Annotated in this window: 27 protein-coding genes and 3 tRNA genes; 14 read left to right on the forward strand and 16 right to left on the reverse strand. The window is 67.3% G+C overall.

Translation table 11 applies throughout. The features are described from left to right. Positions 1–14: 14 nt before the first annotated feature. Positions 15–917: a lipid A hydroxylase LpxO gene (lpxO, locus tag HTY53_RS22395; RefSeq protein ID WP_174108814.1), complete on the reverse strand. Its 903-nt coding sequence runs from the start codon at positions 915–917 to the stop codon at positions 15–17. Positions 918–1,033: 116 nt separating this feature from the next. Then, positions 1,034–1,345, reverse strand: a complete 312-nt coding sequence (locus tag HTY53_RS22400) for a hypothetical protein (protein ID WP_174108815.1) — start codon at positions 1,343–1,345, stop codon at positions 1,034–1,036. Between the two features lie 260 nt (positions 1,346–1,605). On the opposite strand from HTY53_RS22400, the gene HTY53_RS22405 reads away from it, so the two are divergent. Together HTY53_RS22405 and HTY53_RS22410 are read left to right on the forward strand one after the other, a co-directional pair. Continuing rightward, entirely contained in the window at positions 1,606–1,905 is a 300-nt protein-coding gene (locus HTY53_RS22405) for a hypothetical protein (RefSeq protein WP_174108816.1), read from the forward strand. A 118-nt stretch (positions 1,906–2,023) separates the two neighbouring features. Beyond that, a complete protein-coding gene (locus HTY53_RS22410; RefSeq protein WP_174108817.1) occupies positions 2,024–2,314 on the forward strand; it encodes a hypothetical protein in 291 nt (96 codons plus the stop codon). Positions 2,315–2,685: 371 nt separating this feature from the next. On the opposite strand, the gene HTY53_RS22415 is transcribed toward HTY53_RS22410, so the two are convergent. Both HTY53_RS22415 and HTY53_RS22420 read right to left on the reverse strand, forming a co-directional pair. Next, positions 2,686–2,762, reverse strand: a tRNA-Met gene (locus HTY53_RS22415). Between the two features lie 151 nt (positions 2,763–2,913). Further along, positions 2,914–3,174: a hypothetical protein gene (locus HTY53_RS22420; RefSeq protein WP_174108818.1), complete on the reverse strand. Its 261-nt coding sequence runs from the start codon at positions 3,172–3,174 to the stop codon at positions 2,914–2,916. Between the two features lie 236 nt (positions 3,175–3,410). Here HTY53_RS22420 and HTY53_RS22425 point away from each other — a divergent pair, with 236 nt between their 5' ends. Then, on the forward strand, positions 3,411–3,854 hold the full coding sequence (locus tag HTY53_RS22425) for a DUF1640 domain-containing protein (protein WP_174108819.1): 444 nt from the start codon (positions 3,411–3,413) through the stop codon (positions 3,852–3,854). A gap of 153 nt (positions 3,855–4,007) precedes the next feature. Here the strand turns inward: HTY53_RS22425 and HTY53_RS22430 are convergent. Next, positions 4,008–4,084 (reverse strand) — tRNA-Arg (locus HTY53_RS22430). A gap of 123 nt (positions 4,085–4,207) precedes the next feature. Here HTY53_RS22430 and greB point away from each other — a divergent pair. Beyond that, entirely contained in the window at positions 4,208–4,774 is a 567-nt protein-coding gene (gene greB / locus HTY53_RS22435; RefSeq protein ID WP_174108820.1) for a transcription elongation factor GreB, read from the forward strand. Between the two features lie 37 nt (positions 4,775–4,811). On the opposite strand, the gene HTY53_RS22440 is transcribed toward greB, so the two are convergent. Continuing rightward, the gene (locus HTY53_RS22440; protein WP_174108821.1) at positions 4,812–7,229 is read right to left on the reverse strand and encodes a RelA/SpoT family protein; all 2,418 of its coding nucleotides are present in this window, start codon (positions 7,227–7,229) and stop codon (positions 4,812–4,814) included. Between HTY53_RS22440 and HTY53_RS22445 the strand changes: the two genes are divergently transcribed. Continuing rightward, positions 7,228–7,428 (forward strand): hypothetical protein, encoded by a 201-nt coding sequence (locus HTY53_RS22445; protein ID WP_174108822.1) that lies wholly within the window; start codon positions 7,228–7,230, stop codon positions 7,426–7,428. The genes HTY53_RS22440 and HTY53_RS22445 overlap by 2 nt on opposite strands. A gap of 20 nt (positions 7,429–7,448) precedes the next feature. On the opposite strand, the gene rpoZ is transcribed toward HTY53_RS22445, so the two are convergent. The 3 genes from rpoZ to HTY53_RS22460 all read right to left on the reverse strand — a co-directional run bounded on the left by rpoZ (position 7,449) and on the right by HTY53_RS22460 (position 9,347). Next, on the reverse strand, positions 7,449–7,652 hold the full coding sequence (gene rpoZ / locus HTY53_RS22450) for a DNA-directed RNA polymerase subunit omega (RefSeq protein ID WP_006578656.1): 204 nt from the start codon (positions 7,650–7,652) through the stop codon (positions 7,449–7,451). Positions 7,653–7,731: 79 nt separating this feature from the next. Then, on the reverse strand, positions 7,732–8,406 hold the full coding sequence (gene gmk, locus HTY53_RS22455) for a guanylate kinase (RefSeq protein WP_174108823.1): 675 nt from the start codon (positions 8,404–8,406) through the stop codon (positions 7,732–7,734). A gap of 5 nt (positions 8,407–8,411) precedes the next feature. Next, positions 8,412–9,347, reverse strand: a complete 936-nt coding sequence (locus HTY53_RS22460) for a YicC/YloC family endoribonuclease (protein ID WP_174108824.1) — start codon at positions 9,345–9,347, stop codon at positions 8,412–8,414. A 281-nt stretch (positions 9,348–9,628) separates the two neighbouring features. Between HTY53_RS22460 and rph the strand changes: the two genes are divergently transcribed. Genes rph through hemW form a run of 3 tightly spaced genes read left to right on the forward strand, consistent with a single transcriptional unit; the run spans position 9,629 to position 12,254 of the window. After that, complete coding sequence (gene rph / locus HTY53_RS22465; protein ID WP_174108825.1) at positions 9,629–10,348, forward strand: ribonuclease PH; 720 nt, start codon at positions 9,629–9,631, stop codon at positions 10,346–10,348. An 8-nt stretch (positions 10,349–10,356) separates the two neighbouring features. After that, positions 10,357–11,013: an RdgB/HAM1 family non-canonical purine NTP pyrophosphatase gene (gene rdgB / locus HTY53_RS22470; protein ID WP_174108826.1), complete on the forward strand. Its 657-nt coding sequence runs from the start codon at positions 10,357–10,359 to the stop codon at positions 11,011–11,013. Next, positions 11,010–12,254 (forward strand): radical SAM family heme chaperone HemW, encoded by a 1,245-nt coding sequence (hemW, locus tag HTY53_RS22475; RefSeq protein WP_174108827.1) that lies wholly within the window; start codon positions 11,010–11,012, stop codon positions 12,252–12,254. The genes rdgB and hemW overlap by 4 nt, the downstream gene beginning before the upstream one ends. A gap of 96 nt (positions 12,255–12,350) precedes the next feature. On the opposite strand, the gene HTY53_RS22480 is transcribed toward hemW, so the two are convergent. After that, positions 12,351–12,845, reverse strand: a complete 495-nt coding sequence (locus tag HTY53_RS22480; RefSeq protein WP_174108828.1) for a glycine zipper 2TM domain-containing protein — start codon at positions 12,843–12,845, stop codon at positions 12,351–12,353. A 257-nt stretch (positions 12,846–13,102) separates the two neighbouring features. On the opposite strand from HTY53_RS22480, the gene HTY53_RS22485 reads away from it, so the two are divergent. Beyond that, positions 13,103–13,192, forward strand: a tRNA-Ser gene (locus tag HTY53_RS22485). An 88-nt stretch (positions 13,193–13,280) separates the two neighbouring features. On the opposite strand, the gene HTY53_RS22490 is transcribed toward HTY53_RS22485, so the two are convergent. Both HTY53_RS22490 and gudD read right to left on the reverse strand, forming a co-directional pair. Continuing rightward, positions 13,281–14,252 carry a Bug family tripartite tricarboxylate transporter substrate binding protein gene (locus tag HTY53_RS22490; RefSeq protein ID WP_174108840.1) on the reverse strand — a complete coding sequence of 324 codons (972 nt, stop codon included), beginning with the start codon at positions 14,250–14,252 and terminating at the stop codon, positions 13,281–13,283. A 93-nt stretch (positions 14,253–14,345) separates the two neighbouring features. Then, the gene (gudD, locus tag HTY53_RS22495; protein ID WP_174108829.1) at positions 14,346–15,698 is read right to left on the reverse strand and encodes a glucarate dehydratase; all 1,353 of its coding nucleotides are present in this window, start codon (positions 15,696–15,698) and stop codon (positions 14,346–14,348) included. 176 nt (positions 15,699–15,874) lie between these two features. Here gudD and HTY53_RS22500 point away from each other — a divergent pair, with 176 nt between their 5' ends. The 4 genes from HTY53_RS22500 (at position 15,875) to HTY53_RS22515 (ending at position 20,596) form a co-directional block, all read left to right on the forward strand. After that, entirely contained in the window at positions 15,875–16,627 is a 753-nt protein-coding gene (locus tag HTY53_RS22500) for a FadR/GntR family transcriptional regulator (RefSeq protein ID WP_174108830.1), read from the forward strand. Positions 16,628–16,887: 260 nt separating this feature from the next. Further along, positions 16,888–17,805 carry a 5-dehydro-4-deoxyglucarate dehydratase gene (kdgD, locus tag HTY53_RS22505; RefSeq protein ID WP_217435713.1) on the forward strand — a complete coding sequence of 306 codons (918 nt, stop codon included), beginning with the start codon at positions 16,888–16,890 and terminating at the stop codon, positions 17,803–17,805. Positions 17,806–17,935: 130 nt separating this feature from the next. Further along, entirely contained in the window at positions 17,936–19,513 is a 1,578-nt protein-coding gene (locus HTY53_RS22510) for an aldehyde dehydrogenase (NADP(+)) (protein WP_174108831.1), read from the forward strand. A gap of 117 nt (positions 19,514–19,630) precedes the next feature. Beyond that, positions 19,631–20,596: a hypothetical protein gene (locus tag HTY53_RS22515; protein WP_174108832.1), complete on the forward strand. Its 966-nt coding sequence runs from the start codon at positions 19,631–19,633 to the stop codon at positions 20,594–20,596. A 51-nt stretch (positions 20,597–20,647) separates the two neighbouring features. On the opposite strand, the gene HTY53_RS22520 is transcribed toward HTY53_RS22515, so the two are convergent. Genes HTY53_RS22520 through HTY53_RS22535 form a run of 4 tightly spaced genes read right to left on the reverse strand, consistent with a single transcriptional unit; the run spans position 20,648 to position 24,214 of the window. Continuing rightward, positions 20,648–21,853 (reverse strand): osmoprotectant ABC transporter ATP-binding protein OsmV, encoded by a 1,206-nt coding sequence (locus HTY53_RS22520; RefSeq protein ID WP_174108833.1) that lies wholly within the window; start codon positions 21,851–21,853, stop codon positions 20,648–20,650. After that, complete coding sequence (locus HTY53_RS22525; protein WP_174108834.1) at positions 21,850–22,500, reverse strand: ABC transporter permease; 651 nt, start codon at positions 22,498–22,500, stop codon at positions 21,850–21,852. Before HTY53_RS22525 ends, HTY53_RS22520 begins: the two co-directional genes overlap by 4 nt. A 50-nt stretch (positions 22,501–22,550) precedes the next feature. After that, positions 22,551–23,501 (reverse strand): glycine betaine ABC transporter substrate-binding protein, encoded by a 951-nt coding sequence (locus HTY53_RS22530; protein WP_371556871.1) that lies wholly within the window; start codon positions 23,499–23,501, stop codon positions 22,551–22,553. Next, entirely contained in the window at positions 23,498–24,214 is a 717-nt protein-coding gene (locus tag HTY53_RS22535) for an ABC transporter permease (RefSeq protein ID WP_174108835.1), read from the reverse strand. The genes HTY53_RS22530 and HTY53_RS22535 overlap by 4 nt, the downstream gene beginning before the upstream one ends. 830 nt (positions 24,215–25,044) lie before the next feature. On the opposite strand from HTY53_RS22535, the gene HTY53_RS22540 reads away from it, so the two are divergent. Then, the gene (locus HTY53_RS22540) at positions 25,045–25,980 is read left to right on the forward strand and encodes a pirin family protein (RefSeq protein ID WP_174108836.1); all 936 of its coding nucleotides are present in this window, start codon (positions 25,045–25,047) and stop codon (positions 25,978–25,980) included. Positions 25,981–26,340 lie beyond the last annotated feature (360 nt).

Raw genomic sequence — 26,340 nt, forward strand, 5'->3', positions numbered from 1 at the left:
TGCGGCGGTCAGCCTTACAGGAAGACGATCAGGGCGACGCCGGCTGCAATCAGGCCGAACTTGACCACGTAGTAGACCTGGCGGTTCCATGCCTTGAGGCGGCGGCGGTACTGGCCGCCCAGCCAGACGATCCGGAACAGCTTGTTGATCATGCCGGTCTGGTCGGTCTCGTCGTTCGGCGAACTGGCCGCGCTCATCACCTTGCGGCCCAGCCAGCGGTTGACCTTGCCGGCCCAGCCATAACGCATCGGCCGCTCGATATCGCAGAACAGGATCAGCCGATTCTTGTCGCTGCGGTTCTCGGCCCAGTGCAGATAGGTCTCGTCGAACACCACACCCTGCCCGTCGCGCCAGCTGTGCCGCTCGCCGTCGACCTCGATGAAGCAGCGGTCGTCGTTCGGCGTCGCCAGGCCAAGGTGGTAGCGCAGCGAGCCGGCAAACGGATCGCGGTGGGGATTGAGCTTGCCGCCCGGCGGCAGCTCGGCGAACATCGCGGCCTTGACGAACGGCAGCTCGCGCAGCAGCGCGACCGTGCGCGGGCACAGTTGCTCGGCTGACGGATGATGCGCCTCGTACCACTTCAGGTAGAAGCGCTTCCAGCCGTATTTGAAGAAGGAATTGAAGCCGGCGTCGTCGTTCTTCTCGGCCGCCTTGATCTTGCGCATCGCGGCCAGCGCCAGCCCTTCGTCCCGAATCTCGGGCCAGGCGGCACGCAGCTTCTCGAGTTCGGGAAAGCGCTCCACCGGAATGAACGGGGTGCGAGGGACGCCGGAGAAGGCGTACATGAAGCAATTGACCGGCGCCACCAGCGCCGAATGGTCCATCAATTGCCGCCAGATGCGCAGGCGTACCTTGCCGCGGAAATGCACATACAGAATCGCGCCCAGGTACCCGGCCACGATGATCCACTTGATCACTTCAAACTCTCCCTGAGCTGCCTTGTGCCGGCCTGCCGCAGTGCGGGCGAAGGCACACCATAAGGAACGAAGGTCCGTAGTTTACCTAATCGGCAAGCGGCGCGCAGGGAGTCGGATCAACTGTTGCCGCGCGATTGGCGGGCGATGCGCTCGATCAGCGCGCGCGCGTCGTCGGGAGCGCCCTGCAAGGTCAGCAGGCGCGCGTTCAGCACCATGTTTTCGAGCACCAGCTTGGCTGTCGATGCCCACATGGTGGCCAGTACCGCGTCGACCGGCATGCCGGCCGCTTCCATCGCCTGCGAGCGCTCGGCCACCAGGCGGCAGACCAGGGCGCGCAACGCACCGTCGTCGAACGGCAGATTGGCATAGTCGATCGGGTCTTCCTTCTCGACCTCCACCATCAACTGCATCAGCATGTCCTCGGTCATCGGCAGCTCCTTGCGGGATGATGAGGGTCACCCCTGGGGGACCCGGCGGCGATGGCGTCGCCCGCGCCGCCCATGCGACCGAAACTACGGCAAAGCAAGCCGGGCTGTCAATTCGCGGCGGTGCTGCGGCCCTTGGGCTGGCCAACGAATCGATCCCGGCCAGCGATAGAAAACCGCCTCGCATTCGGGCTGAACGAAGCACAGGCACCGCGGTCAGACACCTGGTTCTCATTCTCATTTCTGACGAAGACAGGCCGAACATGACTAAGCGTTTGTTGTCCGCCATGCGCCAGTATGCGTGGTTCCAGGGAGTCAAGCACCACGTCGTCCAGGGCGTCGAAGCGCTGGCCGAACTGCTGAAATCCCCTTCGGTCGCCGCGCGGGCGGTGGCCGCGATCATCGCCGAGACCGAGCACGGCATACAGGTGTGGGTGTCCTATTTCGGCAAGCCACTGGACCCGCACACCAACTACGTGCTGTGGCCCACGCGCGCGCTGAAGACCGCGCGCCGCCGCATCGCGTTGCCGGTGTTTCCGGCGCGCGACCGGCCCGAGGATTAGCGCGATATATGACCATGCAGGCAGGCGCGCTGTAGGCCACGTCCCGACAGCAGGCCGATGGGGGCCGCCACTAGAATGGACATCACACCGCCAACCCAACATGGAGGCCGAGATGGACATGCCCGAACCGGTACACGACGAAGCGCTGGTCAACCTTTACCTCGACCGCATCTCGGCGCTGTCGGTCAGCGCGTTCGACGGCGCCGATGTTGGTGAGGAGCTGCAGCAACTGATGACCGAGGCGGTCAGCGAATGCGACGCCAGCAAAGCCGCTCCCGTCGGCAACAACCTGCAGGTGCTGGTCGCTCGGCTGCGCGAACGCGCGGCAGCCGCCGAGCGCGAGGATCAACCCGCGGTGCGGGAAACCTTCGAACAGGCGATCGCGCTGGCTGGCGGCTCGCCGAGCTAGCAACACCCAGGAACGCGTGGGGGCCGCGCGGTTTGCAAAGCTTCCTCGGAAGCGCGCAAGACTGGCCGGCGCGAGCGTATAGCGTAACGGGTTTCAACCACACGCCAACCCGCGCGCGATGACGCCGACCGGCACGCTCGCGTTGCAGCTGACCTCCGAGGCGCAATGCAGACGCCCTCTGTTCAAAACGATGGCATGGGGCCGTCGATGGCACGCCTGCGGCGGCATCGCGGTCCGGTGGCCTTCTGCGTCAGGGCAGTTGGCGAGGCCAGGCGGGCGGGATACTGCAATCTGGTGTGATCGCACCGATTCGCGAATCGGGAAGCCAGAACAAAAAGGGCGCTCATTGCGAGCGCCCTTTTTGCTGGAACTGGTTGCGGGGGCAGGATTTGAACCTGCGACCTTCGGGTTATGAGCCCGACGAGCTGCCAGACTGCTCCACCCCGCGTCTGGAAGAACAGCATTATGATGCAATCGCGCGTCGATTGCAAGCGTTATTATCGGCCCGAAGGCCGGGCGCCACGGGTCAATACATCACGACATGACATGACATGACATGACATGAACGGATGCCGCAGCCTCGAATGCAGGCACGCGGCTCACTGCTCCGGCCCAAGGATGCGATCCACGCGCGCATAGCCCGCACTGAAGGCCGCGACCTCTGCGGCGTGGCGAGTCGCGAAGACCTGCTCGCCACTGGCGATCATTTCGATATCGCCGGCATCGCTCGGATCGGCGCCCTCCTGACCGATGCGGACCTCATAGGCCCAGCCCGGCGGTCCGCCGCCCTTGCGCTCGGACACCAGCACATAGACATCCATGCCGCGATAGTCCTCGACACGCCAATCATCGTCATGCATCGCGCCTCCTGCATTGGACTGGTACACACCCTTCAGGCTAGGCACCGTGCGGTGCAGGCGCAAGGCGGCGAAGGCTGACGCGGTTGTCGGAGAACGGCGCAGTCGAAACGCAAATTGACAGTGAGCCGGTGCAGTTCGTGCCATCATCATCGCCATTGCCGATCCTGCGTCAGTCGTCCTGCCTTACCGGGCGCGCCGCACGAACCGGCGAGAACCCGCACCAACGTGATTGCATCATGGATGATCGCAAGATGGACCGAATCGATCGACTGGAACAATCGGTGGCCCGACTCGAGGGCGACGTCTCGACGCTGAAGACCGACGTCTCGTCCCTGAAGACCGACGTGTCGTCGCTAAAGACCGACGTGTCACTGCTGAAGACCGACGTGTCGTCGCTGAAGACCGATGTGTCACTGCTGAAGACCGATGTCGCCAACCTGACCACCAGCGTCGCGGGCATCCAGACCACGCTGACGCGGCTCGACGCCAAGCTCGACCTGGGCGATATCCGTGCCTCAGTCGAGCGCGCGCATACCGACATCTACAAATGGGTGGCCACGCTCGCCATCTCGGTCGCCGCACTCGGCTTCGCGGCATACGCGGGATTGAAGGCCGGCGTCAACGTCGACAGCAGCCGCCCGAGCGCGGCCGCGAACAGCGAGAATCCGGCCGCGCTGTAATCGATCGTCGGGACGCGGGATTGCCACTGAAGCCACTGAGGCCACTGAGGCCACCAGGCGGCCGGGGCAATACCGGCAAGCCACCTCAACCGCGACGCCAAAACAAAAACGGCTTGGAGAGCAACTCTCCAAGCCGTTCGTACTGCGTGTAGGTGGCGCGGCTGGCAGGATTCGAACCCACGACCCCTTGGTTCGTAGCCAAGTACTCTATCCAACTGAGCTACAGCCGCACGCGAGAAAGAGATTATATCGCGTTTTTTGTTTTTGGGAAGCCCCCTGCCCTATCTTTTTCCGCGTCGCCCCCGGGACCCGCAGTTCCTATAATGTCTGCCTGCCAAGAAGTGATCCGTACCATGAGCAAGGCATTTGTCAAAGAACCGTCGGACGACGAAGACGACGACCTCCCGGAAGGCGCGACCCCGCTGCCGGCCGGGACCAAGAACTACATCACCGCGCAGGGCTACCAGCGGCTGCGCGACGAGTTGATGCATCTGATCGATGTCGAGCGTCCCGAGATCGTGCAGATCGTCTCGTGGGCCGCGTCGAACGGCGATCGTTCCGAGAACGGCGATTATCTCTACGGCAAGAAACGTCTGCGCGAGATCGACCGCCGCATCCGCTTTCTGACCCGGCGGCTCGACAAGGCCGAGGTGGTCGACCCCTCGCTGCAGGGCGACAACGATCAGATCTTCTTCGGCGCGACGGTGACCTACGCGAACCAGGCCGGCGAAGAAAACACCATCACGATCGTCGGCATGGACGAGGTCGATCTCGACGCGCACCGGGTCAGCTGGATCTCGCCAATCGCCAAGGCGCTGATCAAGGCACGCGAAGGCGATACCGTGCCGCTGCGCACGCCAAGCGGCATCGAACAGATCGATATTCTGGAAGTCCGGTATCCGAAGCGCGGCGAGGCCTGAGCCCCGAGTCTGGGCCTGGCGGGAGAACGACGGCGCCTCAGCCGTCGTTGCGGTCGCGGAAGATGCGGATGACGTCGGTGTTGCGGCGCAGGGCCCGCATCACGTTCGCCAGATGCAGGCGGTCGTGGACCTGGATCACGAACTGCATATAGGTCGCTTCCTGCCGCCCGTTGTCTTGGTGCTCCATCGCGACGTGCGCGACGTTGGCGTCGGCGGCGGTCAGGTCCGCCGCCACCCGCGCGACGATGCCCTTGACGTTGCGCACCAGCACCTTGATCGAGACATCGAAAGCGCGCGTGGTCTTGTTGGCCCACATGACCTCGATCCAGTGTTCGGGGTCCTTGCTGTGCAGCCGCTTGGCCACCTTGCAATCCTGGACATGGATCTGCAGGCCTTCGCCCTTGCCGAGATAGCCGACGATCGAATCGCCCGGAATCGGTCGGCAGCAAGCCGAGAAGATCATCGACATGCCTTCGTCGCCGGTGATCGGCACCGCAGGCGCTTCCTCGCCGGCGAAGGTCTGCACCGCGGCCATCAGCGCCGTATCGAAGTCGCCCGACAGCTCCTGCAGCAGAATCTCCATGCGCTTGGCGACCACCGCCGGCACGCGCCGGCCCAGCGCCAGGTCGGCGAAGATGTCGTCGCGCTGCTTGTTGCCAGTCCACTGGATCATCCGTTCCCACACCGGCTGCGGCACGGCCTTCAGGTCGATGCCCAACTGGCGCGCGGCCTGCTCGAGCAGGCGCTCGCCGAGCTGAATCGCCTCATCGAGCCTGGTCGTCTTCAGATAGTGGCGGATCGCCGCGCGCGCCTTGCCGGTACGCACGAACGACAGCCAGGCGGGATTGGGCTTGGAGTACGGCGCGGTGATGACCTCGACGATATCGCCGCTCTTGAGCTCGGTGCGCAGCGGCAGCAGTTCGTTGTTGATCTTGACCGCGACGCACTGGTTGCCGAGATCGCTGTGCACGGCGTAGGCAAAGTCCAGCGCCGTCGCCCCGCGCGGCAGCGCGCGGATATGGCCCTTTGGCGTAAAAACATAGACCGCGTCCGGGAACAGGTCGATCTTGACGTGCTCGAGGAATTCCTGCGAATCGCCGGTCTGACTCTGGATGTCGAGCAGCGACTGCAGCCACTGGTGCGCCTGCTGCTGGATATCGTTGATCTGGTCGGCGTGATGCTTGTACATCCAGTGCGCGGCGACGCCGGCCTCGGCGATCTGGTGCATCTCGCGCGTGCGGATCTGGAATTCGACCGGCGTGCCGAAGGGGCCGACCAGCGTCGTATGCAGCGACTGGTAGCCGTTGATCTTCGGGATCGCGATGTAGTCCTTGAACTTGCCCGGCATCGGCTTGTACAGCCCATGCAGCGCGCCGAGCGCCATGTAGCAGTGCATCTGCGTCTCGACCACGACCCGGAAGCCGTACACGTCGAGCACCTGCGAGAACGACAGCTGCTTGTCGTGCATCTTGCGATAGATGCTGTACAGCGTCTTCTCGCGGCCCGACAGCTCGGCGACGATGCCGGCGTTGGCCAGCGCACTCTGCGCCGCCTCGAGGATGCGCGAGACCACCTCGCGGCGATTGCCGCGCGCCGCCTTGACGGCCTTCTCCAGCGTGGCGTAGCGGAACGGCGAGCCGACCTTGAACGACAGTTCCTGCAGCTCGCGATACGTGCTGTTCAGACCGAGCCGATGCGCGATCGGCGCATAGATCTCCATCGTCTCCAGCGCGATGCGCCGGCGCTTCTCCGATGGCACGAAGTCCAGCGTCCGCATGTTGTGCGTGCGGTCCGCCAGCTTGACGAGGATCACCCGCACGTCGCGCGCCATTGCCAGCAGCATCTTGCGGAAGCTCTCGGCCTGCGCCTGCTCGCGGCTCTGGAATTCGAGCTTGTCCAGCTTGGTCAGGCCATCGACCAGTTCGGCGACCTTGGGGCCGAACTTCTCGGCCAGCTCGCTCTTGGTGATGCCCTGGTCTTCGATCACGTCGTGCAGCAGCGCCGCCATGATCGACTGCGCATCGAGCTTCCACTCGGCGCACAGCTCGGCGACCGCGACCGGATGCGTGATGTACGGCTCGCCGCTCTGCCGGTACTGGCCCAGGTGGGCCTCGTCGGAAAACTGGAAGGCCTCTCGGACGAGGGCCTGGTCGGCCGGCTTCAGGTAATTGAGCTTCTCCATCAGACCGGCGATGGAGATCACCTGCTGCCGCGGCGGCACCGCGGGCTGCGAGGTCGGACCGAAGAAATGCCGGTACGTCTGCGCGAGGACCGCGTCGATGAAGAGGCCTTCCGTGGCCTGGCCAGCCTGGCCGGCCGGTGCGGCCACCGCGACGCCGCTGTCGGCGGCGCGCGGCTGCGCGGCCTGGCCGCCGGCCGCGCGGCTCTTGGCGGATGCCATCGCCGGGGCTACGGCACGCTCGCCGACCACGTCATCGCCCAATGGATCGGGCATGTTCGGCGCGCCGGTGCGCGCCGCGGCGCGCGCCTCCCCCGTGCTGCCCGGTTTGGGCGACGATCGCGAGGAAGAGCGCGGCGACGAAGGCATGATGGCGGCCTGTGGTTCAGACGTGGGCAACGAGTGCGATCAGGGTAATCCGGTCGACCAGGGCGACGATCGGGCGGAATTCCGGAGGCGTTCGCAATGCCGTTGAAAAACCGGGCCGCCGGCCGATCAGGTCGGCACCTTCTTCAGCATTTCGATGCCGACCTGGCCCGACGCGATCTCGCGCAGTGCCACCACGGTCGGCTTGTCCTTGGCCTCGACCTTCGGCGTGTGCCCCTGCACCAGCTGGCGCGCGCGGTAGGTCGCAGCGAGCGCGAGCTCGAAGCGGTTCGGGATGTGTTTCAGACAATCTTCGACGGTAATACGCGCCATATCAAATCTACCTTGAGACAGAACCTATGCGATGGCCGCCATTTTACCGCAGGTAGCCCGCGGCCCCGCGGCCCCGCATTCAGTGGATGCCGAGTTCGATGAACAGATCGGCGTGTCGCGCCTTCTGCGAGGAGAAACGCAGGCGCGTGGCACGCACCACGCAGCGCAGCTTTTCCAGCGCTTCGTCGAACACGTCGTTGATGATCACGTAGTCGGCTTCGGAGGCATGCGCCATCTCGCTGCCCGCTGCGAGCAGACGCCGCACGATCACGTTGGGCTCGTCCTGTCCGCGCTTGCGCAGACGCTCTTCGAGCGCGGTCAGCGACGGCGGCAGGATGAAGATCTCGACCGCGTTGGAGAAGCGCTTGTGCACCTGCTGCGCTCCCTGCCAGTCGATTTCCAGCAGCACGTCATGGCCATGCGCCATCTGCTGCTCGATCCAGACGCGCGAGGTCGCGTAGTAGTTGCCATGGACCTCGGCCCATTCGAGGAAGTCGCCGCGATCGCGCGCCTCGCGGAAGGCCTCGATCGTGGTGAAGTGGTACTCGCGCCCATCCTGCTCGCCCGGACGCGGCGGCCGCGTGGTGTGCGAGATCGACAGGCGGATCGACGAGTCCTGCGCGAGCAGCGCATTGACCAGCGTCGACTTGCCGGCGCCGGACGGGGCCACCACCATGAACAGGTTGCCGGGATAGACGGTGTCGATCGCGGTATGCGATTGCGCCGGCGGATTGGACTGAGTCGGTTCGCTCATGTTCGTCATTCGAGATTTTGAATCTGTTCGCGCATCTGCTCGATCAGCAGCTTGAGCTCCATCGAAGCATCGGCCAGCTCCTTGGCCGCGGCCTTCGAACCGAGCGTGTTGGCCTCGCGGTTCAGCTCCTGCATCATGAAGTCCAGCCGCTTGCCGACCTGGCCGCCCTTGTCGAGGATATGCCGGGTCTCGTTCAGATGCGCCTCGAGCCGGGACAGCTCCTCGGCGATATCGATGCGGATGCCGTAGACGGTCGCTTCCTGGCGGATGCGTTCGCCGATCTCGTCGCGCGACATCGACGGCATGCCGTTCGGCGCGACCAGGTTGAAAGCCTCCTGCAGGCGCTCGGTCAGCTTCTCCTGGTGCTGGGCGATCAGTTCGGGCACCGCGGGCGCCAGGCGCCGCACGATCGCCAGCATCGCGTCGATGCGGTCGACCAGCGTGGCCTTGAGCGCGTCGCCTTCGCGGCGGCGCGCTTCCAGCAGCTGCGCCAGCGCGTCCTTGGCGGCGCCAAGCACCGCTTCGCGCAGCGCGTCCTGCGACAGTTCGGGCTCGATCAGCACGCCGGGCCAGCGCAGGATCTCGCCCATGCGCAGCGTGCCGGCCTGATCGAAGGTCTTGGCCACCGTGGCCTCCAGCTCGCGCAGCTGCGCCAGCAGGCCGGTATTGAGCGCGAGCGCTGCGCCGCCCGCATCGGTGCGCTGCAGATTGATGCGGCACTCGAGCTTGCCGCGCGCCAGCTTGTTCGTCAGCATCTCGCGCAAGGCCGGCTCGAAGGCGCGGCATTCCTCCGGCGCGCGAAACAGCAGATCGAGGAAGCGCGAATTGACGGTGCGGAATTCGACCGACACGGCCGCGGTCCGGCCGCTCGGCGCGCCATGCGCGTCGGTCAGCGGTGCCTGGCGCGTCGCCAGGCCATATCCGGTCATGCTATGGATCATGGATTCGTCTCTTGAAGGGGCTGGCGGCGCGGGCCGCACGGCGCGGCGAAGGCTGCCGGCCCGGCAGGTGGGCTGACCAACACTGTATTGAACACTGTATTGTAAAGAACTTTGCCCCACGGGCCCGGTTTGGTCCCCTGCCCGTGCCTCATGCCGGTGCCGCATTGCCGGTGCCGGTTCCGGTCCGCCCTGCCCCCGCGCCAGACGCCCGCCGCCAGCGTCGCCCGCCGCGCGGCGTTAAAATCGCGCCTGTTCCCGATTTCCCTTCCAAGAGAGCTTCCATGCGACCCAGTGGACGCGCGGCCGATGCGCTGCGCCCGATCACCCTGACCCGTCACTACACCCGGCATGCCGAAGGTGCGGTACTGACCGCCTTCGGCGATACCAAGGTGCTGTGCACCGCCAGCGTGCTGGCCAAGGTGCCGCCGCACAAGAAGGGCAGCGGCGAAGGCTGGGTGACCGCCGAATACGGCATGCTGCCGCGCGCCACCCATACCCGCTCGGACCGCGAGGCCGCGCGCGGCAAGCAGTCGGGCCGCACGCAGGAGATCCAGCGCCTGATCGGCCGCGCGCTGCGCTCGGTGTTCGATCTGTCGCGGCTGGGCGAATACACGCTGCAGCTCGATTGCGATGTGCTGCAGGCCGATGGCGGCACGCGTACCGCCGCCATCACCGGCGCCTTCGTCGCCGCGCACGACGCCGTCTCGATGATGCTGCGCGACGGCCTGATCGCCGAAAGCCCGATCCGCGACTTCGTCGCCGCGGTGTCGGTCGGCATGGTCGACGGCGTGCCGGTGCTCGATCTGGACTACGCCGAGGACAGCGCCTGCGACACCGACATGAACGTCGTGATGACGGGCAGCGGCGGCTTCGTCGAGATCCAGGGCACCGCCGAGGGCGTGCCGTTCTCCCGCGCTCAGCTCGACGCCATGACGCGGCTGGCCGAGCGCGGCATCGCCGAGCTGATCCTGTTGCAGCGCCAGGCGCTGAATCAGGCATGAGCGCGGGCATGACGGCAGACATCGCCATGCGCGCATCGCAACGCCTGGTGCTGGCCTCGAACAACGCCGGCAAGCTGCGCGAGTTCGGCGCCCTGCTCGCGCCACTGGGCTTCGACGTGGTGCCGCAGCGCGAGCTCGGCATCCCCGAGGCCGAGGAACCGCACGTGACCTTCGTCGAGAACGCGCTCGCCAAGGCGCGCCATGCCAGCCGCCTGTCCGGCCTGCCCGCGCTGGCCGACGATTCCGGCATCAGCGTCGATGCGCTGGGCGGCGCGCCCGGCGTCTACTCGGCGCGCTATGCGCAGATGGCCGGCAAGGAAAAGAGCGACGCCGCCAACAACGCGCATCTGATCGCCGCACTGGCGGGCCAGGCCGATCGCAGCGCGCATTACTACTGCGTGCTGGTGCTGGTGCGCCATGCCGACGATCCCTGCCCGATCATCGCGGAGGGCCGCTGGGACGGCGAGGTGGTCGACACCCCGCGCGGCGAAGGCGGCTTCGGCTACGACCCGTATTTCCTGCTGCCGGCGCTGGGCAAGACCGCCGCCGAACTGTCGCCGGACGAGAAGAACCGCGTCAGCCATCGCGCGCTCGCATTGCAGGCGCTGTGCGAGCGGCTGCGCCGGGATGCCACCGCCTACCCGGCCGCGGACGGACAGTCATGATTCCCATCGTCCCCATCTCCGGCGCCACGCCCGCCCCCGCTCCTTCGGGCGGCGACAACGTCGGCCTGTGGCTCAAGCCCGGACAGATCTCGCTGCCCGCCTCGCCGCCGCTGTCGCTGTATGTGCATGTGCCCTGGTGCGTGCGCAAATGCCCGTATTGCGACTTCAATTCGCACGCGGCACCCGACGGCAGCGAGATTCCCGAAGCGGCGTATCTGGACGCGCTGCGCGCGGACCTCGAGCAGTCGCTGCCGCTGGTGTGGGGACGCCCCGTGCATACGGTCTTTATCGGCGGCGGCACGCCGAGCCTGTTGTCGGCCGCCGGCATGGACCGGCTGCTGTCCGACATCCGCGCCCTGCTGCCGCTGGACGCCGATGCCGAGATCACGATGGAGGCCAACCCCGGCACCTTCGAGGCCGAGCGCTTCGCCAGCTATCGGGCCAGCGGCATCAACCGGCTGTCGATCGGCATCCAGAGCTTCAATGACGAACACCTGCAGGCGCTGGGCCGCATCCACGGCGGCGCCGAAGCGCGCACGGCGATCGACATCGCGCTGCGCCACTTCGACAACGTCAACCTGGACCTGATGTATGCGCTGCCGCAGCAAACATTGGCGCAGTGCCGGCAGGACGTCGAGACGGCGCTGTCGTACCGCACCTCGCATCTGTCGCTCTACCATCTGACGCTGGAGCCGAACACGCTGTTCGCGCGCTTCCCGCCGGCGCTGCCCGACGACGACACCGCCTACGAGATGCAGGACTGGATCGAGGCGCGCACCGCCGAGGCCGGGTATCGGCATTACGAGACCTCGGCCTATGCGCAGCCCCATCGCGAGGCGCGCCACAACCTGAACTACTGGCGCTTCGGCGACTACCTCGGCATCGGCGCGGGCGCGCACGGCAAGCTGTCGTTCCCGCATCGCGTGCTGCGCCAGATGCGCTACAAGCATCCGGCCACCTACATGACGCAGGCGATGGCCGGCAACGCGGTGCAGGAAGCGCGTGACGTCGATGCCGCCGAACTGCCGTTCGAATTCATGCTGAACGCGCTGCGGCTGACCGACGGCGTGCCGGCGAGCCTGTTCCACGACCATACCGGCCTGCCGCTGCATGCGATCCGGCGCGAGCTGGCGTTGGCGACGGACAAGGGACTGCTCGATCCGGACCCGACCGTGATCCGTCCGACCGAACTGGGACGGCGCTTTCTGAACGATCTGCAGGAGATCTTCCTGAAGTCGTAAGGCGCAGCGGCAGAACCTGCCGCACCAAGGAAAAAGGCCGCGTTCCATTCGCGGCCTTTTTCCATTCCACGCTGCGAGCGCAGCGACGACCTCGCGTCAGATCGGCGACGCCATGTCGTTGGCGACCTGCACGCGCTGACCAACCTGCAGATTGTTGGCCTGGCGCTGCGTCACGGTGGCCATGCGGCCATCGTCGAGACGCACATGAACGCGATAGACGGTCTCCATGCCGCCGGTGGCGCGCTGCTCGATCTGGTTGCCGGCCACGCCGCCCGCCACCGCACCGCCGATGGTCGCGATGGTCTGGCCGCGGCCGCCGCCGATCTGGTGGCCCAGCAGGCCGCCGGCCAGACCGCCGATCACCGTGCCGAGCAGGCCCGAGCTGGCACCGCGCGGCTGCTGGATCGGCTCGATCGCTTCCACGCGACCGTAGAACACCGAGCCGGCGGGCGCCTGGTAGGCGCCCTGGCCGGTCTGGTAGCCGGCATTGGCCGGGGCGCCGTAGCCATAACCGCCACCGGGCGCCGCGCAGCCCGCGGTACCGATTGCGGCGGCCAGCGCAGCCATGCCAAACAAAGTCTTGCCATTCATTTAATGTTCTCCTGACTTGGACGAGAAGGGACGAGAAGAGACGGGATGCGGCGCGGCGCGGCGCCGCTCCCTCCTGCCCTAGGAGGTATACATCCAGACAAGGTTCCGCGATGTCGGACGAACGCCGACAGCGGGCGTTTCTTGTCTTCCCGCCATGCAAGATGTGTAACGAGGCGTTTCCCGGCCCCGCGTTTCCCGCGCCGGACCCGCCTTGCTATAATGCGCGGCCGGCGCAAGGCCGGCCCGCCATGGAGACCGGAGACGTGGCCGAGTGGTTTAAGGCAGCAGTCTTGAAAACTGCCGATGGGGTGACCCATCCGTGAGTTCGAATCTCACCGTCTCCGCCATCCCATAAAAAAGCCCCGCGCAAGGCGGGGCAACGACATGTCGTGGAGCGATCGGCCTGCGATCGGCCTGCGATCGGTCTGCTTGCCATCAATCGATGGTGATCTTGCCGGCCTCGATCACGTTCTTCCAGCGCTGCAGTTCCTGATTCTCGAACTGCGCGAACTGTTCCGGCGTATTGGCGACGACTTCGAAGCCCGTCTCGGCCAGCTTGGCGCGCATCTTCGGATCGGTCAGCGAGCTGACCAGCGCGCCATGCAGGCGCGACTTGACGTTGGCGGGCAGTCCGCGCGGCGCGGCGACGGCCTGCCACGAGTAGACCTCGACATCCTTGACGCCCGCTTCGGCCAGCGTCGGCACGTCCGGCAGCAGCGGCGAGCGCTTGTCCGAGGTAATCGCCAGCGCCTTCAGCTTGCCGGCCTTGATGTGCTGGATCACCGCGTTGATGTTCTGGAACGAGACCTCGACCTGGCCGGCCAGCAGATCCTGGATCGCCGGGCCGCCGCCCTTGTAAGGCACGTGCAGGCCGGTGGTGCCGGTCTTCTGCCAGAACAGCGCCGCAGTCAGGTGATCGGAAGAGCCGGCACCGGACGAGGCGAAGCTGACCTTGCCGGGGTTCTTCTTCATATGGGCCACCAGGTCCTGCACGCTGCGCGCGGCGACCGACGGATTGGCGACCAGCACGTTGGGCGCACGCACCGCGACCGTCAGCAGGTCGAAGTCCTTGACCGGGTCATACGGCAGGTTCTTCTGCAGGAAGGGGTTGACCGCATAGACGCCGATCGACGCGATCATGATGGTGTAGCCATCGGGCGGCGCGCGCTTGACCATCGCGGCGCCGATCGCGCCGGTCGCGCCCGGGCGGTTCTCGATCACGAAGGGCTGGCCCAGCTTTTCGTTCAGCGGCTGCGCCAGCATGCGTGCAATGGTGTCGGTCGATCCGCCGGGCGGGAACGGCACCACGACCGACACCGGTTTCTGCGGCCAGTCCTGCGCGGCCACGGTACCGCTGGCCAGCAGGCCGCCGGCGAACGCGCCGGCCAGCACGCCCGCGGACAGCATCAGCCGCGGCAGGCGGCGCACACAGGTGATGAAGGACTTGCTCATGTTGTCTCCTGAATCTCTGTTCGTTGTCGAAGGGATCGCCGGCACCGGCTACCGCACCATGCACGGCGCCTTGTTGTCGAATTTCCAGCCGGGGATCAGGAACTGCATCGCCACCGCGTCGTCGCGCGCGCCCAGTCCCATGCTGCGATAGCACTGATGGGCCTTCTCCAGCTCGGCCATGTCGATCTCGACGCCAAGGCCCGGCCGCGTGGGCACCTGCACCATGCCGCCTTCGATCTTCAACGGCTCTTTCGTCAGCCGCTGGCCGTCCTGCCAGATCCAGTGCGTGTCGATCGCGGTGATCCGTCCCGGCGCGGCCGCGGCCACATGGGTGAACATCGCCAGCGAGATGTCGAAGTGGTTGTTCGAATGCGAGCCCCATGTGAGACCCCACTCCGCGCACATCTGCGCGACGCGCACGGAGCCCTGCATGGTCCAGAAGTGCGGATCGGCCAGCGGGATGTCGACCGACTGCAGGCGCACCGCATGGCCCATCTGCCGCCAGTCGGTGGCAATCATGTTGGTTGCGGTCGGCAGCCCGGTGGCGGTGCGGAATTCGGCCATGATCTCGCGGCCCGAATAGCCGTCCTCGGCGCCGCACGGATCCTCGGCATAGGCCAGCACGCCATGCTTGTCGCGGCACAGCCGGATCGCCTCGGCCAGCGACCAGGCGCCGTTCGGATCGAGCGTGATGCGCGCCTTGGGAAAGCGCTCGGCCAACGCGACGATCGCTTCCATCTCTTCGTCGCCGCGCAGCACCCCGCCCTTGAGCTTGAAATCGTTGAAGCCGTAGCGCTGGTAGGCCGCCTCGGCCAGGCGCACCACCGCCTCTGGCGTCATCGCCTCTTCATTGCGCAGCCGGAACCAGGCGTCGTCGGCATCGGGCTCCTCGCGATATGGCAGCGTGGTGCGCTTGCGATCGCCGATATAGAACAGATAGCCGAGCATCTCGACGGCGTCGCGCTGCTGCCCTTCGCCGAGCAGCGCGGCGACCGGTACCTCCAGATGCTTGCCCAGCAGATCGAGCAGCGCCGCTTCCAGCGCGGTGACCGCATGGATCGTGATGCGCAGATCGAAGGTCTGCAGGCCGCGACCGCCGGCATCGCGGCTGGCGAAGGCCTGGCGCACGCGGTTGAGCACCGCCTGCCAGGCGCCGATCGGCTGCCCGACCACCAACGGGCGCGCGTCCTCCAGCGTTTGACGGATGCCCTCGCCCCCCGGCACTTCGCCGACGCCGGTGCGGCCCGCGCTGTCCTTGAGCAGCACCACATTGCGCGTGAAGAACGGGCCATGGGCGCCGGACAGGTTCATCAGCATGCTGTCGTGGCCGGCGACCGGGATCACGGTCAGTTCGGTGACGACGGGCGTGGCGCCCGCGGCGGAGATCGATTGGTCTGTCATGAGGCGTCTCGGAATGCTGTCTCGGATGGCGTCGTCATCCGCGTCTCAACGGCGCGCCGGACGGCGGCATGAGCGGGACGAGATAGGAATAAGCAACGTCGGTTATCAGTCGTCGTATAACTTACGACGCAGTATAATGAGCCGTTCCAGAACCGGTCAAGCACCGTACTTACCCTATGAAAGCCTCGACCTTGGCCCCCAATCCGCTTCGTCGCCGCGGCCGCACGCTGGCCGAAGAAGCGGTCGCCAGCCTGACCGACAGCATTCGCCAGGGCACGCTGCGCCCCGGCGACAAGCTGCCCACCGAATCGGAAATCATGGCCACGCTCGGCGTCAGCCGCACGGTGGTGCGAGAAGCGCTGTCGAGGCTGCAGGCGAGCGGCCTGGTCGAGACCCGCCACGGCATCGGCACCTTCGTGCTGACGCCCCCTCCCGCTGAATCGGCCTCCCCTTTCCGCATCGATCCGTCGGCGATGGTCACTGCGATGGACGTGCTGGCGATGCTGGAATTTCGCGTCAGCATCGAGGCCGAAGCGGCCGGTCTGGCGGCCGTGCGACGCAGCGACGGCGATCTGGCCGAGATGCGGCGCGCGCTGGACGAACTCAAGCGCACCGCCGCCTCGGGCGGCGATTCGGTGGCGTCGGACTTCGCCTTCCACCTGGCCGTGGCGCGCGCCACCGGCAACCGCTACTTCAGCGAGATGCTGGGCCACCTGGGCACTTCGGTGATTCCGCGCGGCCGTCTGCACGTGACGCCCGGCGATAGGGAGCAGTATCTGGAGCGGGTCAATTTCGAGCACGACAGCATCTACGATGCGATCGAGCGCCGCGATCCCGATGGCGCCAAGGCGGCGATGCGCATGCATCTGACCAACAGCCGCGAGCGCCTGCGCAAGGCGTCGGCCGCCGCCGCCAGCACGCCGAGCTGAACTCCACGCACGCCAAAACGCCAAAACGCCAAGACGCCGATACGCCGATACGCCGATACGCCGATACGCCAAAACGCCGATACGCCGACACGTCGATATGCCTGCCGAGGGTTAACCCCTGAGCCGATCCTCTTGCGCTGTAGTTGTATGATGTCTTACGATATCGATCATCGAACGGCACTTCGCCATGCAGGCGCCGCCGCCCTCGTCCAACGTTGCGCATTCGGGCAGGACGCCCGGCCTTTTCATCGGAAACCACCATGTCCCTGAACCCCCAAGACCTCAAACAGATCATCAGCGCCGGCCTGCTGTCGTTCCCGGTGACCGATTTCGACGCCAACGGCGACTTCGCCGCGGCCTCCTACGCCAGGCGCCTCGAATGGCTGGCCCCGTACGGCGCCAGCGCGCTGTTCGCCGCCGGCGGCACCGGCGAGTTCTTCTCGCTGGCCCCGAACGAGTACAGCGACATCATCCGCACCGCGGTAGACACCTGCCGCGGCAAGGTGCCGATCATCGCCGGCGCCGGCGGCCCGACGCGCGTGGCCATCGCCTATGCGCAGGAAGCCGAGCGTCTGGGCGCCCATGGCGTGCTGCTGCTGCCCCACTACCTGACCGAGGCCAGCCCCGAAGGCATCGCCAACCATGTGGAAGCGGTCTGCCGCTCGGTGTCGTGCGGCGTGATCGTCTACAACCGCGCGGTGTGCCGCCTGAACGCGGTGCAGCTGGAACGGCTGGCCGAGCGTTGCCCGAACCTGATTGGCTACAAGGACGGCCTGGGCGACATCGAACTGATGGTGTCGATCCGCCGCCGGCTGGGCGAGCGCTTCGCCTATCTGGGCGGGCTGCCGACCGCCGAGGTCTATGCGGCCGCCTATCGCGCGCTGGGCGTGCCGGTCTACTCGTCGGCGGTGTTCAACTTCATCCCGAAGACCGCGATGGACTTCTATCGCGCCATCGCCGCCGAGGATCACGAGACCGTCGGCCGCCTGATCGATACCTTCTTCCTGCCCTACCTCGACATCCGCAACCGCAAGCAGGGCTACGCGGTCAGCATCATCAAGGCGGGCGCCCGCCTCGTGGGCCACGACGCCGGCCCGGTGCGCGCCCCGCTGACCGATCTGAGCGAAGAGGAATGCGCGATGCTTCAGCAGCTGATCGACAAGGTCGGCGGCCAGTAATGCCGTTCGTGCGCGCGCTGCGCCCGGCCAAGGCCGGCGCGGCGCGCGCCTTGATGCCCCACGGCGCATCGGCTGCCCAGGTGTTGAACCGCGGCAGCCGATGCGCCATCGACGTTTTCAGGAGAAGCCAATGAAGATCACCGGAGAAATGCTGATATGCGCCAGCGCCGTGCGCGGCCAGGACGCCGTGCTGCAGGCGATCGATCCTGCCACCGGCGCGACGCTGGGCCCCGACTTTCATGGCGGCGGCGCGGCCGAGGTCGACCGCGCCTGCGTGCTGGCCGAACAAGCCTTCGACGCATTCCGCGACACGCTGCCGGAACAGCGCGCCGCCTTTCTGGAGCGCATCGCCGATGGCATCGAAGCGCTCGGCGACACGCTGATCGAGCGCGCCCATCGCGAAAGCGGCCTGCCGCTGGCACGCCTGCAGAGCGAGCGCGGCCGCACCGCCAATCAGCTGCGTCTGTTCGCACGCGTGCTGCGCGACGGCCGCTGGCAGCAGGCCACCTGGGACAGCGCGCTGCCCGAGCGCACCCCGCCGCGGCCGGATCTGCGCATGCAGAACATCGCGCTGGGCCCGGTGGCGGTGTTCGGCGCCAGCAACTTCCCGCTCGCGTTCTCGGTGGCCGGCGGCGATACCGCGTCGGCGCTGGCCGCGGGCTGCCCCGTGGTCGCCAAATCCCATCCCGCCCATCTGGGCACCTCGGAGCTGGTCGGCCGCGTGATTCAGCAGGCCGTGGCCGATGCCGGCCTGCCCGAAGGCGTGTTCTCGCTGGTGCTGGGCGCCGGCAACGAGATCGGCACCGCGCTGGTCGCGCACCCGGCGATCCAGGCGGTGGGCTTCACCGGCTCGCGCGGCGGCGGCCTGGCGTTGGCGCGCGTCGCGCAGCAGCGTCCGCAGCCGATCCCGGTCTATGCCGAGATGAGCAGCATCAATCCGGTCTTTCTGATGCCCGCGGCACTGGCCGCGCGCGGCGAACGTATCGCCGCCGAGCTGATCGACTCGCTGGTGATGGGGGTCGGCCAGTTCTGCACCAACCCGGGCCTGGTGATCGCCATCGACAGCCCGGCGCTGGCCGCCTTCCGCGCCGCCGCGGTGCAGGCGCTGGGCGGCAAACCCGCCGGCACGATGCTGACGCCGGGCATCCATCAGGCCTATCAGCAAGGCGTGGCGAAGCTCGGCGAGATCAACGGGCTGCAGCGCATCGGCACGGGCCTGGCCGGCAGCGGCCCAAACCAGGCCTGCGCCGCGATGTTCGAGACCAGCGCCGCGCAGTTCATCGCCGACCATCGGATGCAGGCCGAGGTGTTCGGTCCGTCTTCGGTGCTGGTGATCTGCCGGGACATCGATGAGATGACCGCGCTGACGCGCAGTCTGGAGGGACAGCTGACGGCCACCGTGCACGCCGATGCCGACGACTACGCGGCGGCCCGCCAGCTGCTGCCGACGCTCGAGCGCAAGGTCGGCCGCGTGCTGTTCAACGGCTATCCGACCGGTGTCGAGGTCTCGTACGCGATGGTCCACGGCGGCCCCTTCCCGGCCACCTCCGACGCCCGCACGACCTCGGTCGGCGCCGCGGCAATCGCGCGCTTCCTGCGCCCGGTCTGCTATCAGAACGTGCCGGCCGAACTGCTGCCGCCGGCGTTGCGGGACGACAATCCGCTGGGACTGTGGCGGCTGCGGGACGGAGAACTGGGCCGGGCCTGACCGCTGGCCCGGGTGGGCGCGACTGTGTGATCCATCCCACAGTCGGTGCAGGGCGACGCCCGTACAGTGACATCGTCACCGTAACGCGTCGCCCGCCTGCGACCGAGGATCGCCATCATGACCACCCCGCCGCGTGCCCTGCGCATCCCGCCCGAATCCGCCCATGTCGTGGTGGTCGGGCCGGTGCGAAATTGCGCCGCGACGATCGCGCGCGAAGTGGCACACCTGCGGCAGGTACTTTCCCGCTTCGCCTCTGTCAGCTTCCTGCTGGTCGAGAGCGACTCGAGCGACGATTCGGTGCAGCAGCTGCGGCAGCTCGCCGCGCAGGTGCCGGGCTTTGCCTTCGAATCGATGGGCACGCTGCGCGACCGCCATCCGACCCGGTGCGAGCGCATCGCGATCTGCCGCAACGTCTATGTCGAACGCCTGGCCAGCGACCCGCGCTACGCGCATGTCGACTACGTGATCGCCGCCGACCTCGACGACATCAACCATGGCCTGAGCGCCGAGGCGGTGCTCAGCTGCTGGCGCAGCGAGGTCGACTGGGCCGGCATGACGGCCAATCAGCGGCTGGGCTACTACGACATCTGGGCCTTGCGCCATCCGGCCTGGTCGCCGGTCGATTGCTGGGCGGCCTATCGCGACATCGTCGATGTGGTGGGCCACCGCCAGGCGCTGGAGCTGTGCGTCGCCTCCAAGCAGATCCGCGTGCCGGCCAATGCCGCGCCGATCGAGGTTGAATCCGCGTTCGGCGGCTTCGCGGTCTACCGGCGCGATGCCTTCGTCAAGGGACGCTATATCGGCCTGGACGCCGATGGCCAGGAGATCAACGAGCACGTGTCGTTTCACGCGGACCTGCGTGCGCAAGGGCATCGGCTCTATATCAATCCGGCGATGATCAACGCCGATTTCACCGAGCACACCTATCACAAGACGCGGTTCGGCCATCTGCGCAAGGAGGTGATGTGGCGGGTGCGCGAGACCGCCGACTACCTGCACTGCCGGGAGCAGCTGGAATCGGCGATCGACGCGGTCAAGAAGTGGTGGGCCGGGTCGATGCAGCATCCCGGCAAGCTGCGCTGAGGCTCGACACCCGGTGCCGAAGTCCGGGCACCGGGCGGCAAACGGCCTCGGTCAGGCCGCCGCGCGCAGCGGTGCGGCCTGCGTGGCCTGCGCGCCAGCAGCGCCGCTCGCGCCCGTCATCGCCATCGCGCCGCTGCGCGAGCGTCCCGAGCTCAGATACCCCGCGATCGATTCCTGCGTGACCTCGCCCAGATAGACGCCGTCGCCATCGACCACCGGCAGCCAGCTGGTGTTGTGCTGGTACATGCGCGACAGCACGATGCGCAGATGCTCGTCGAACGCCGCGGTCGCGGCGAACGGACGCAGCACGTCGCCGCAGACCTGCTTGCCGGCGGCCGGATTGCGCGCGTCACGGCGCGCCACATAGCCCAGCGCGCGCTGGCCCGGGTCGAGCACTGGCAGATAACGGACGTCGGCATCGTCCATCAGCGCCAGCGCCTGCGCCAGCGGCATCTGCGGCGTGGCGGTCGCGCCCATGGTGGCGGCATCGCCCGCGCGCACCAGCAGCAGGCGCTTGAGCGTGTTGTCGTGGCCCACGAACGCCTGTACGAACTCGTCGGCCGGATGCGCCAGCAGCGCGTCCGGATGATCGAACTGGACCAGTTTGCCGGCGCGGAACACCGCGACCTTGTCGGCCAGCTTGATCGCCTCGTCGATGTCGTGCGAGACCATGATCACGGTCTTGCCCAGTTGCCGCTGCATCTGCAGGAATTCATTCTGGATGCTCTCGCGGTTGATCGGATCGACGGCGCCGAACGGCTCGTCCATCAGCAGCACCGGCGCGTCGGCAGCGAGCGCGCGAATCACGCCGATGCGCTGCTGCTGACCGCCCGACAGTTCGCGCGGATAGCGCGTCAGCATCCGGTTCGGATCGAGCTGCACCATCGCCATCAGCTCGCGCGCGCGTTCGCGGCAGCGCTGCTTGTCCCAGCCCAGCAGGCGCGGCACCACCGTGATGTTCTGCTCGATCGTCATGTTGGGGAACAGGCCGATCTGCTGGATCACGTAGCCGATCTTGCGGCGCAGCGCGACCTCGTCGATGCCCGCGGTGTCCTCGCCCTCGATGCGCACGCGGCCCGAGGTCGGCGGGATCAGCCGGTTGATCATCTTCAGCGTGGTGGTCTTGCCGCAGCCCGACGGGCCGAGGAACACGCAGATCTCGCCGCGCGGCACTGTCAGCGACACCGAGTCGACCGCGCGCACCAGCGCGCCGTCCTTCTGCGTGAACGATTTGCTCAGTTGGTCCAGTTCGATCATGTACGGATTCCTTTGGGCGTCAGCACGCGCTGCAACCATTGCAGGCACACGTCCGCCACGATGGCGAGCAGGCTGACCAGGACGGCGCCCACCGCGAGTTTGCTCATATTGCTCTGGCTGATCGCTTGCAGGATCAGCACACCGAGACCGCCGGCGCCGATCAGCGCGGCGATGGTCGCCACGCCGATGTTCATCACGACCGCGGTGCGCACACCGCCGAGGATCACCGGCACCGCCAGCGGCAGGTCGACCAGCCGCATCCGTTGCCAGGTGGTCATGCCGATGCCGCGCCCGGCCTCCTGGATGCCGCTGTCGATGCCGGCCAGCGCCACGTAGGTGTTGCGCAGGATCGGCAGCAGCGAATACAGGAACACCGCGGTGACGGCCGGCAGATAGCCGAGCGCGTGGCCGAAGCGCGCGAACACCGGGATCATGAGCCCGAACAGCGCGATCGACGGGATCGTCAGCACCACCGTGGCCAGCGTCATCATCGGCGTGGCCAGCCAGCGCCAGCGCGTGGCCCGGATGCCCAGCGGCACGCCGATCAGGATCGCCAGCCCGACCGCCGCGCCGACCAGCGCGAGATGCTCGCCGGTCATCTTCAGCAGCGTGGGCCAGCTGTGTTGCAGATAGGAAATCAGGTCCATGGATTGTCCGTGCTTGCCCTTGGTTGTCCTTGGTTATCCCGGCGCAGGCGTCAGATCAGCCCGTGCTGGCGCAGGAAGTCGGCCGCGACGGCATCGACCGGTTTCTGTTCGATGTCGACGCGGTAGTTCATCTCCGTCATCGACGCGTTGTCGAGCGCCGCGGCCAGCGCGTTCAGCAGCTCGGCCAGTTGCGGATGCGCGTCGAGCACCGCCTTGCGCACCACCGGCACCGCCTGGTAGGCCGGGAAGAAGCCCTTGTCGTCGCGCAGCAGCACCAGGTCGAAGCCCTTGACGCGGCCATCGGTGGCGTAGACCAGGCCGGTCTCGACCTGATCGTTGCGCAGCGCGGTGTAGACCAGGCCCGGGTCGAGCTGGATCACGTCGCGCCGCGTCCACGGCAGCCCGTAGGCCGCCTTCAGCGGCTCGAGGCCATCCGGCCGCGCGGCGAATTCCATGTCGACCGCAAAGGTATGACGCTTGTCCTCGCCGCCGGCGCGGATCTTGTCCGCCAGCTCGGACAGCGAGGTGACGCCGGCCGCCTCGGCGCGCTGGCGCGGCATCGCCAGCGCATAGGTGTTGTTGATCGTCGAAGGCTGCAGCCACACCAGGCCCTTGGCCGCATCGAGCGACTTAACGCGGGCGTAGCTCTGCTCGGCATCGAGCTTTTCGTCGACACGGTTGAAGACGATCAGCGCGGTACCGGTGTAATCCCACACGACATCGAGCTGGCCGCTCTCCATCGCCTGCCGCATCAGCGTGCTGCCCAGCCCGGCGGTCAGCTCGGTGGTGAAGCCCTTGGCGCGCAGATACTGCGAGGTCATCGACGACAGGATCAGCTGCTCGGTGAAATTCTTGCCGCCGACGCGCACCGGTGCGGGATCGGCTGCCATCGAAGGGGCGTTCGTCAGCAGCGCGGCGGCACCGAGCAGCGCGGCCAGCCACGTGCGCGGACGAAGCGATCGCATCAGCGTCATGGTGTTCTCCTTGATGTTCCGCTTCATGCCGCCAGTCCTCGCCGGCGCAGATAGAAGCGTCCGCCCGCGGCGAACAGCGCATCGAGCGCCAGCGCCAGCAGCGCGGTGGCTGCGGCCCCGAGCAGCAGCAGCGACGGGTTGTTCAGGTAGATGCCGGGGAAAATCATTTCGCCGAGGCTGTTGGCGCCGATCAGGAACGACAGCGGCACGGTGCCGACATTGATCACCAGGCTGGTGCGCACGCCGGCCAGGATCACCGGCATCGCGTTGGGCAGCTCGACCCGCAGCAGGCGCTGGCGCGGCGTCATGCCGATGCCCTTGGCCGCTTCCAGCAGCGCGGGCGGCAGGCCGCGCAGCCCCTCGCAGGTATTGCGCACGATCGGCAGCAGCGAGGCCAGCCACAGCGCCAGCACCGCGGGCCGCTCGCCGATGCCGAGCACGGCCAGCGACAGCGCCAGCACCGCCAGCGACGGCACCGTGTTGCCGATATTGAAGATCTGCATCAGGCGGTCGGCCCAGCGCCGCAGCGCCGGCCGCGACAGCAGGATGCCGGCCGGCACGCCGGTGACCAGCGCCAGCGTCATCGACCACGCCACCAGGCGAAGGTGATCGGCCACGTCGTAAAGCAGGCGTTCGCGGTGCTGGGCGATCGTGTCGACGCCTACCCAGGCCAGCAGGCCGGCCACGGCCAGCACGACGAAGCCGGCCCAGCCGAGTCCACGCCAGATTCGCAAAGACATCTTTCCTCCCCTTTCCTCGCGCCGGGCAACGGCGATGCAAGCCGCGACGCGACCGCCGGAGCGGCGCGGCAAGGCGCATCGGCCGCGACGGCGGTCCATGAACGGACGGCGGCAACGGACCAGCGCGATGGCGAGACCCGAGCGGGGCATGGCGCCATGGCGACGGACCCGGCCGGGTCCAGGCTAGATTGGTGCTGTCCGCCATGACCGGCGGGATGCCGGCGGACGGACGGTAGGCGCCCATTGCCGCATGAAGGCGAGGCAGATGGGGGCCCGGTGACGGACCGCAGGGCCGCCCGGAACGGGCGGACGCCAGCGGCCCTGGCGCGGCGCTGCGGGTCGGCGCGGTGCCGGCGTCAGCCGGGCAACGCGCGGACGGTCTCAGACGGTCCGTCAAGACGGTCTCAGACGGTCGTCATGACCTCGCAGGCCAGTGGCAGCGCAAAATTGAAGGTTCCGACGCGCCGCCGGATCAATCGGCCGTGGTCGCGGAATCCGCCGCGGCGAGCGCGAAGCTCAAGCGGCTAATTTGCAACAACGGATGGCAAAGAGGTCGCTATTCTAACGAACTTCATCGATCTTGTCACCCCGCCTGTCAACCGGCCGTCTTTTGGCGTCTTTTTGCCGGTTCCGGGGCCGCCCCAAAGGGAGCACCAGGCACCCGGCAAGGCCGCCCGCTGCGTTCCACTTGCGTTCACAAAAGCGCCTTCATCATTCCACCGATAGAACGCTCTTTTGCCCTGCCCCCGGCTACCGCTTTCCTGGCAAACCCTTACATTGAGGGGGTACCGCGGCGCGAGTTGCCGCTCAACAGGACACAGGAGATCGACATGGACGCCATCCGTACCGACGACACCATCGCCACCGTCCCGGCCACCGCCGAGGAATCGGTGCATCGCACCCGCAGCATCGATCGCGTGGTGCGCGGCATCGCCACCTCCGACGGCGCCGGCGTCAAGCTGACCCGCGTGCTGACGCAGAACCTGCAGCGCCGGCTGGACCCGTTCCTGATGCTCGACGCGTTCGGCACCGACCGGGCCGACGACTACATCGGCGGCTTTCCGGCCCACCCGCATCGCGGCTTCGAGACCATCACCTACATGCTGGCCGGCCGCATGCGCCATCGCGACAGCGCCGGCAACGAGGGCCTGCTGGAGAACGGCGGCGCGCAGTGGATGGTGGCCGGTGCCGGTGTGGTGCATTCGGAGATGCCGGAACAGCAGGACGGCCGCATGGAGGGCTTCCAGTTGTGGCTGAACCTGCCGGCCAGCGACAAGATGACGGCGCCGTGGTATCGCGACCTGCCGGCCGCGGCCATCCCCACCGTCGCGCTGCCCAATGGCGCGGTGGTGCGCGTGCTGGCGGGCGCCTCGCACGGCGTGCCGGGCGCGATGACGCGGCCCGTCACCGAGCCGCTGTATCTCGACGTGGCGCTGCCGGCCGGCCAATCGTTCGCGCAGGCCGTGCCCGCCGGGCATAACGCGTTCGTCTACGTTTATCGGGGCGAAGTCAGCATCGGCGAGGGCGACGCGCTGGCCGCGCTCGACGCGCAGCGGATGGGCGTGCTGGCCAACGAGGCGGATGCCGACGGCGTGATCGTCAAGGCCACGCAGGACGCGCGCTTCCTGCTGATCGCCGGCAAGCCGCTGGGCGAGCCGATCGTGCAGTACGGACCGTTCGTGATGAACAGCGAGGCGGAAATTCACCAGGCGCTGAGCGATTTCCGCGATGGGCGGTTCGAGGGGAAGGTGCAGAGCGCGGGGTGACGTCGGGCGCGGCGCTGCCCTCTCCCCCGACCCCTCTCCCGCAAGCGGGAGAGGGGAGCAAACCGCCGGCGTGTTGTGATTCAGTGGGCGTCCCCCCTCTCCGCACGCGGCAGACGTAGCAAACCGCCGGCATGTTGCGATTCAGTGGGTGTTCCCTCTCCGCACGCAGCAGACGTAGCAAACCGCCGGCGTGTTGCGATTCAGTGGGTGTTCCCTCTCCACGCGGGAGAGGGAGCAAACCGCCGGTATGTTGGGACTCAGTGGGTGTTCTCCCTCTCCCGCTTGCGGGAGAGGGCCGGGGAGAGGGCAGCCTCCGCAATCGCACAGCCTACCCGTTCCCCCCCACCGCCTCCGCCACCC

Origin of the sequence: Cupriavidus gilardii, assembly GCF_013314895.1 — a bacterium.
In the GTDB taxonomy this organism is placed as follows: domain Bacteria; phylum Pseudomonadota; class Gammaproteobacteria; order Burkholderiales; family Burkholderiaceae; genus Cupriavidus; species Cupriavidus gilardii_C.

Excerpts from the sequence above, each read along its gene's own strand:
- HTY53_RS22420 (WP_174108818.1), bottom strand. The coding sequence starts at position 3,174 with ATGCATGACGATGATTGGCGTGTCGAGGACTATCGCGGCATGGATGTC.
- HTY53_RS22530 (WP_371556871.1), bottom strand. The coding sequence starts at position 23,501 with ATGAAGCGGAACATCAAGGAGAACACCATGACGCTGATGCGATCGCTT.
- HTY53_RS22445 (WP_174108822.1), top strand. The coding sequence starts at position 7,228 with ATGTTCGGCGCGCCGGTGCGCGCCGCGGCGCGCGCCTCCCCCGTGCTG.
- HTY53_RS22525 (WP_174108834.1), bottom strand. The coding sequence starts at position 22,500 with ATGGACCTGATTTCCTATCTGCAACACAGCTGGCCCACGCTGCTGAAG.
- hemW (WP_174108827.1), top strand. The coding sequence starts at position 11,010 with ATGATTCCCATCGTCCCCATCTCCGGCGCCACGCCCGCCCCCGCTCCT.
- rdgB (WP_174108826.1), top strand. The coding sequence starts at position 10,357 with ATGACGGCAGACATCGCCATGCGCGCATCGCAACGCCTGGTGCTGGCC.
- HTY53_RS22490 (WP_174108840.1), bottom strand. The coding sequence starts at position 14,252 with ATGCTGTCCGCGGGCGTGCTGGCCGGCGCGTTCGCCGGCGGCCTGCTG.
- HTY53_RS22480 (WP_174108828.1), bottom strand. The coding sequence starts at position 12,845 with ATGAATGGCAAGACTTTGTTTGGCATGGCTGCGCTGGCCGCCGCAATC.
- greB (WP_174108820.1), top strand. The coding sequence starts at position 4,208 with ATGAGCAAGGCATTTGTCAAAGAACCGTCGGACGACGAAGACGACGAC.
- HTY53_RS22540 (WP_174108836.1), top strand. The coding sequence starts at position 25,045 with ATGGACGCCATCCGTACCGACGACACCATCGCCACCGTCCCGGCCACC.
- HTY53_RS22440 (WP_174108821.1), bottom strand. The coding sequence starts at position 7,229 with ATGCCCGATCCATTGGGCGATGACGTGGTCGGCGAGCGTGCCGTAGCC.
- HTY53_RS22425 (WP_174108819.1), top strand. The coding sequence starts at position 3,411 with ATGGATGATCGCAAGATGGACCGAATCGATCGACTGGAACAATCGGTG.
- HTY53_RS22460 (WP_174108824.1), bottom strand. The coding sequence starts at position 9,347 with ATGATCCATAGCATGACCGGATATGGCCTGGCGACGCGCCAGGCACCG.
- HTY53_RS22535 (WP_174108835.1), bottom strand. The coding sequence starts at position 24,214 with ATGTCTTTGCGAATCTGGCGTGGACTCGGCTGGGCCGGCTTCGTCGTG.
- gudD (WP_174108829.1), bottom strand. The coding sequence starts at position 15,698 with ATGACAGACCAATCGATCTCCGCCGCGGGCGCCACGCCCGTCGTCACC.
- HTY53_RS22515 (WP_174108832.1), top strand. The coding sequence starts at position 19,631 with ATGACCACCCCGCCGCGTGCCCTGCGCATCCCGCCCGAATCCGCCCAT.
- HTY53_RS22410 (WP_174108817.1), top strand. The coding sequence starts at position 2,024 with ATGCCCGAACCGGTACACGACGAAGCGCTGGTCAACCTTTACCTCGAC.
- kdgD (WP_217435713.1), top strand. The coding sequence starts at position 16,888 with ATGTCCCTGAACCCCCAAGACCTCAAACAGATCATCAGCGCCGGCCTG.
- HTY53_RS22510 (WP_174108831.1), top strand. The coding sequence starts at position 17,936 with ATGAAGATCACCGGAGAAATGCTGATATGCGCCAGCGCCGTGCGCGGC.
- HTY53_RS22405 (WP_174108816.1), top strand. The coding sequence starts at position 1,606 with ATGACTAAGCGTTTGTTGTCCGCCATGCGCCAGTATGCGTGGTTCCAG.
- HTY53_RS22400 (WP_174108815.1), bottom strand. The coding sequence starts at position 1,345 with ATGACCGAGGACATGCTGATGCAGTTGATGGTGGAGGTCGAGAAGGAA.
- HTY53_RS22520 (WP_174108833.1), bottom strand. The coding sequence starts at position 21,853 with ATGATCGAACTGGACCAACTGAGCAAATCGTTCACGCAGAAGGACGGC.
- rpoZ (WP_006578656.1), bottom strand. The coding sequence starts at position 7,652 with ATGGCGCGTATTACCGTCGAAGATTGTCTGAAACACATCCCGAACCGC.
- HTY53_RS22500 (WP_174108830.1), top strand. The coding sequence starts at position 15,875 with ATGAAAGCCTCGACCTTGGCCCCCAATCCGCTTCGTCGCCGCGGCCGC.
- gmk (WP_174108823.1), bottom strand. The coding sequence starts at position 8,406 with ATGAGCGAACCGACTCAGTCCAATCCGCCGGCGCAATCGCATACCGCG.
- rph (WP_174108825.1), top strand. The coding sequence starts at position 9,629 with ATGCGACCCAGTGGACGCGCGGCCGATGCGCTGCGCCCGATCACCCTG.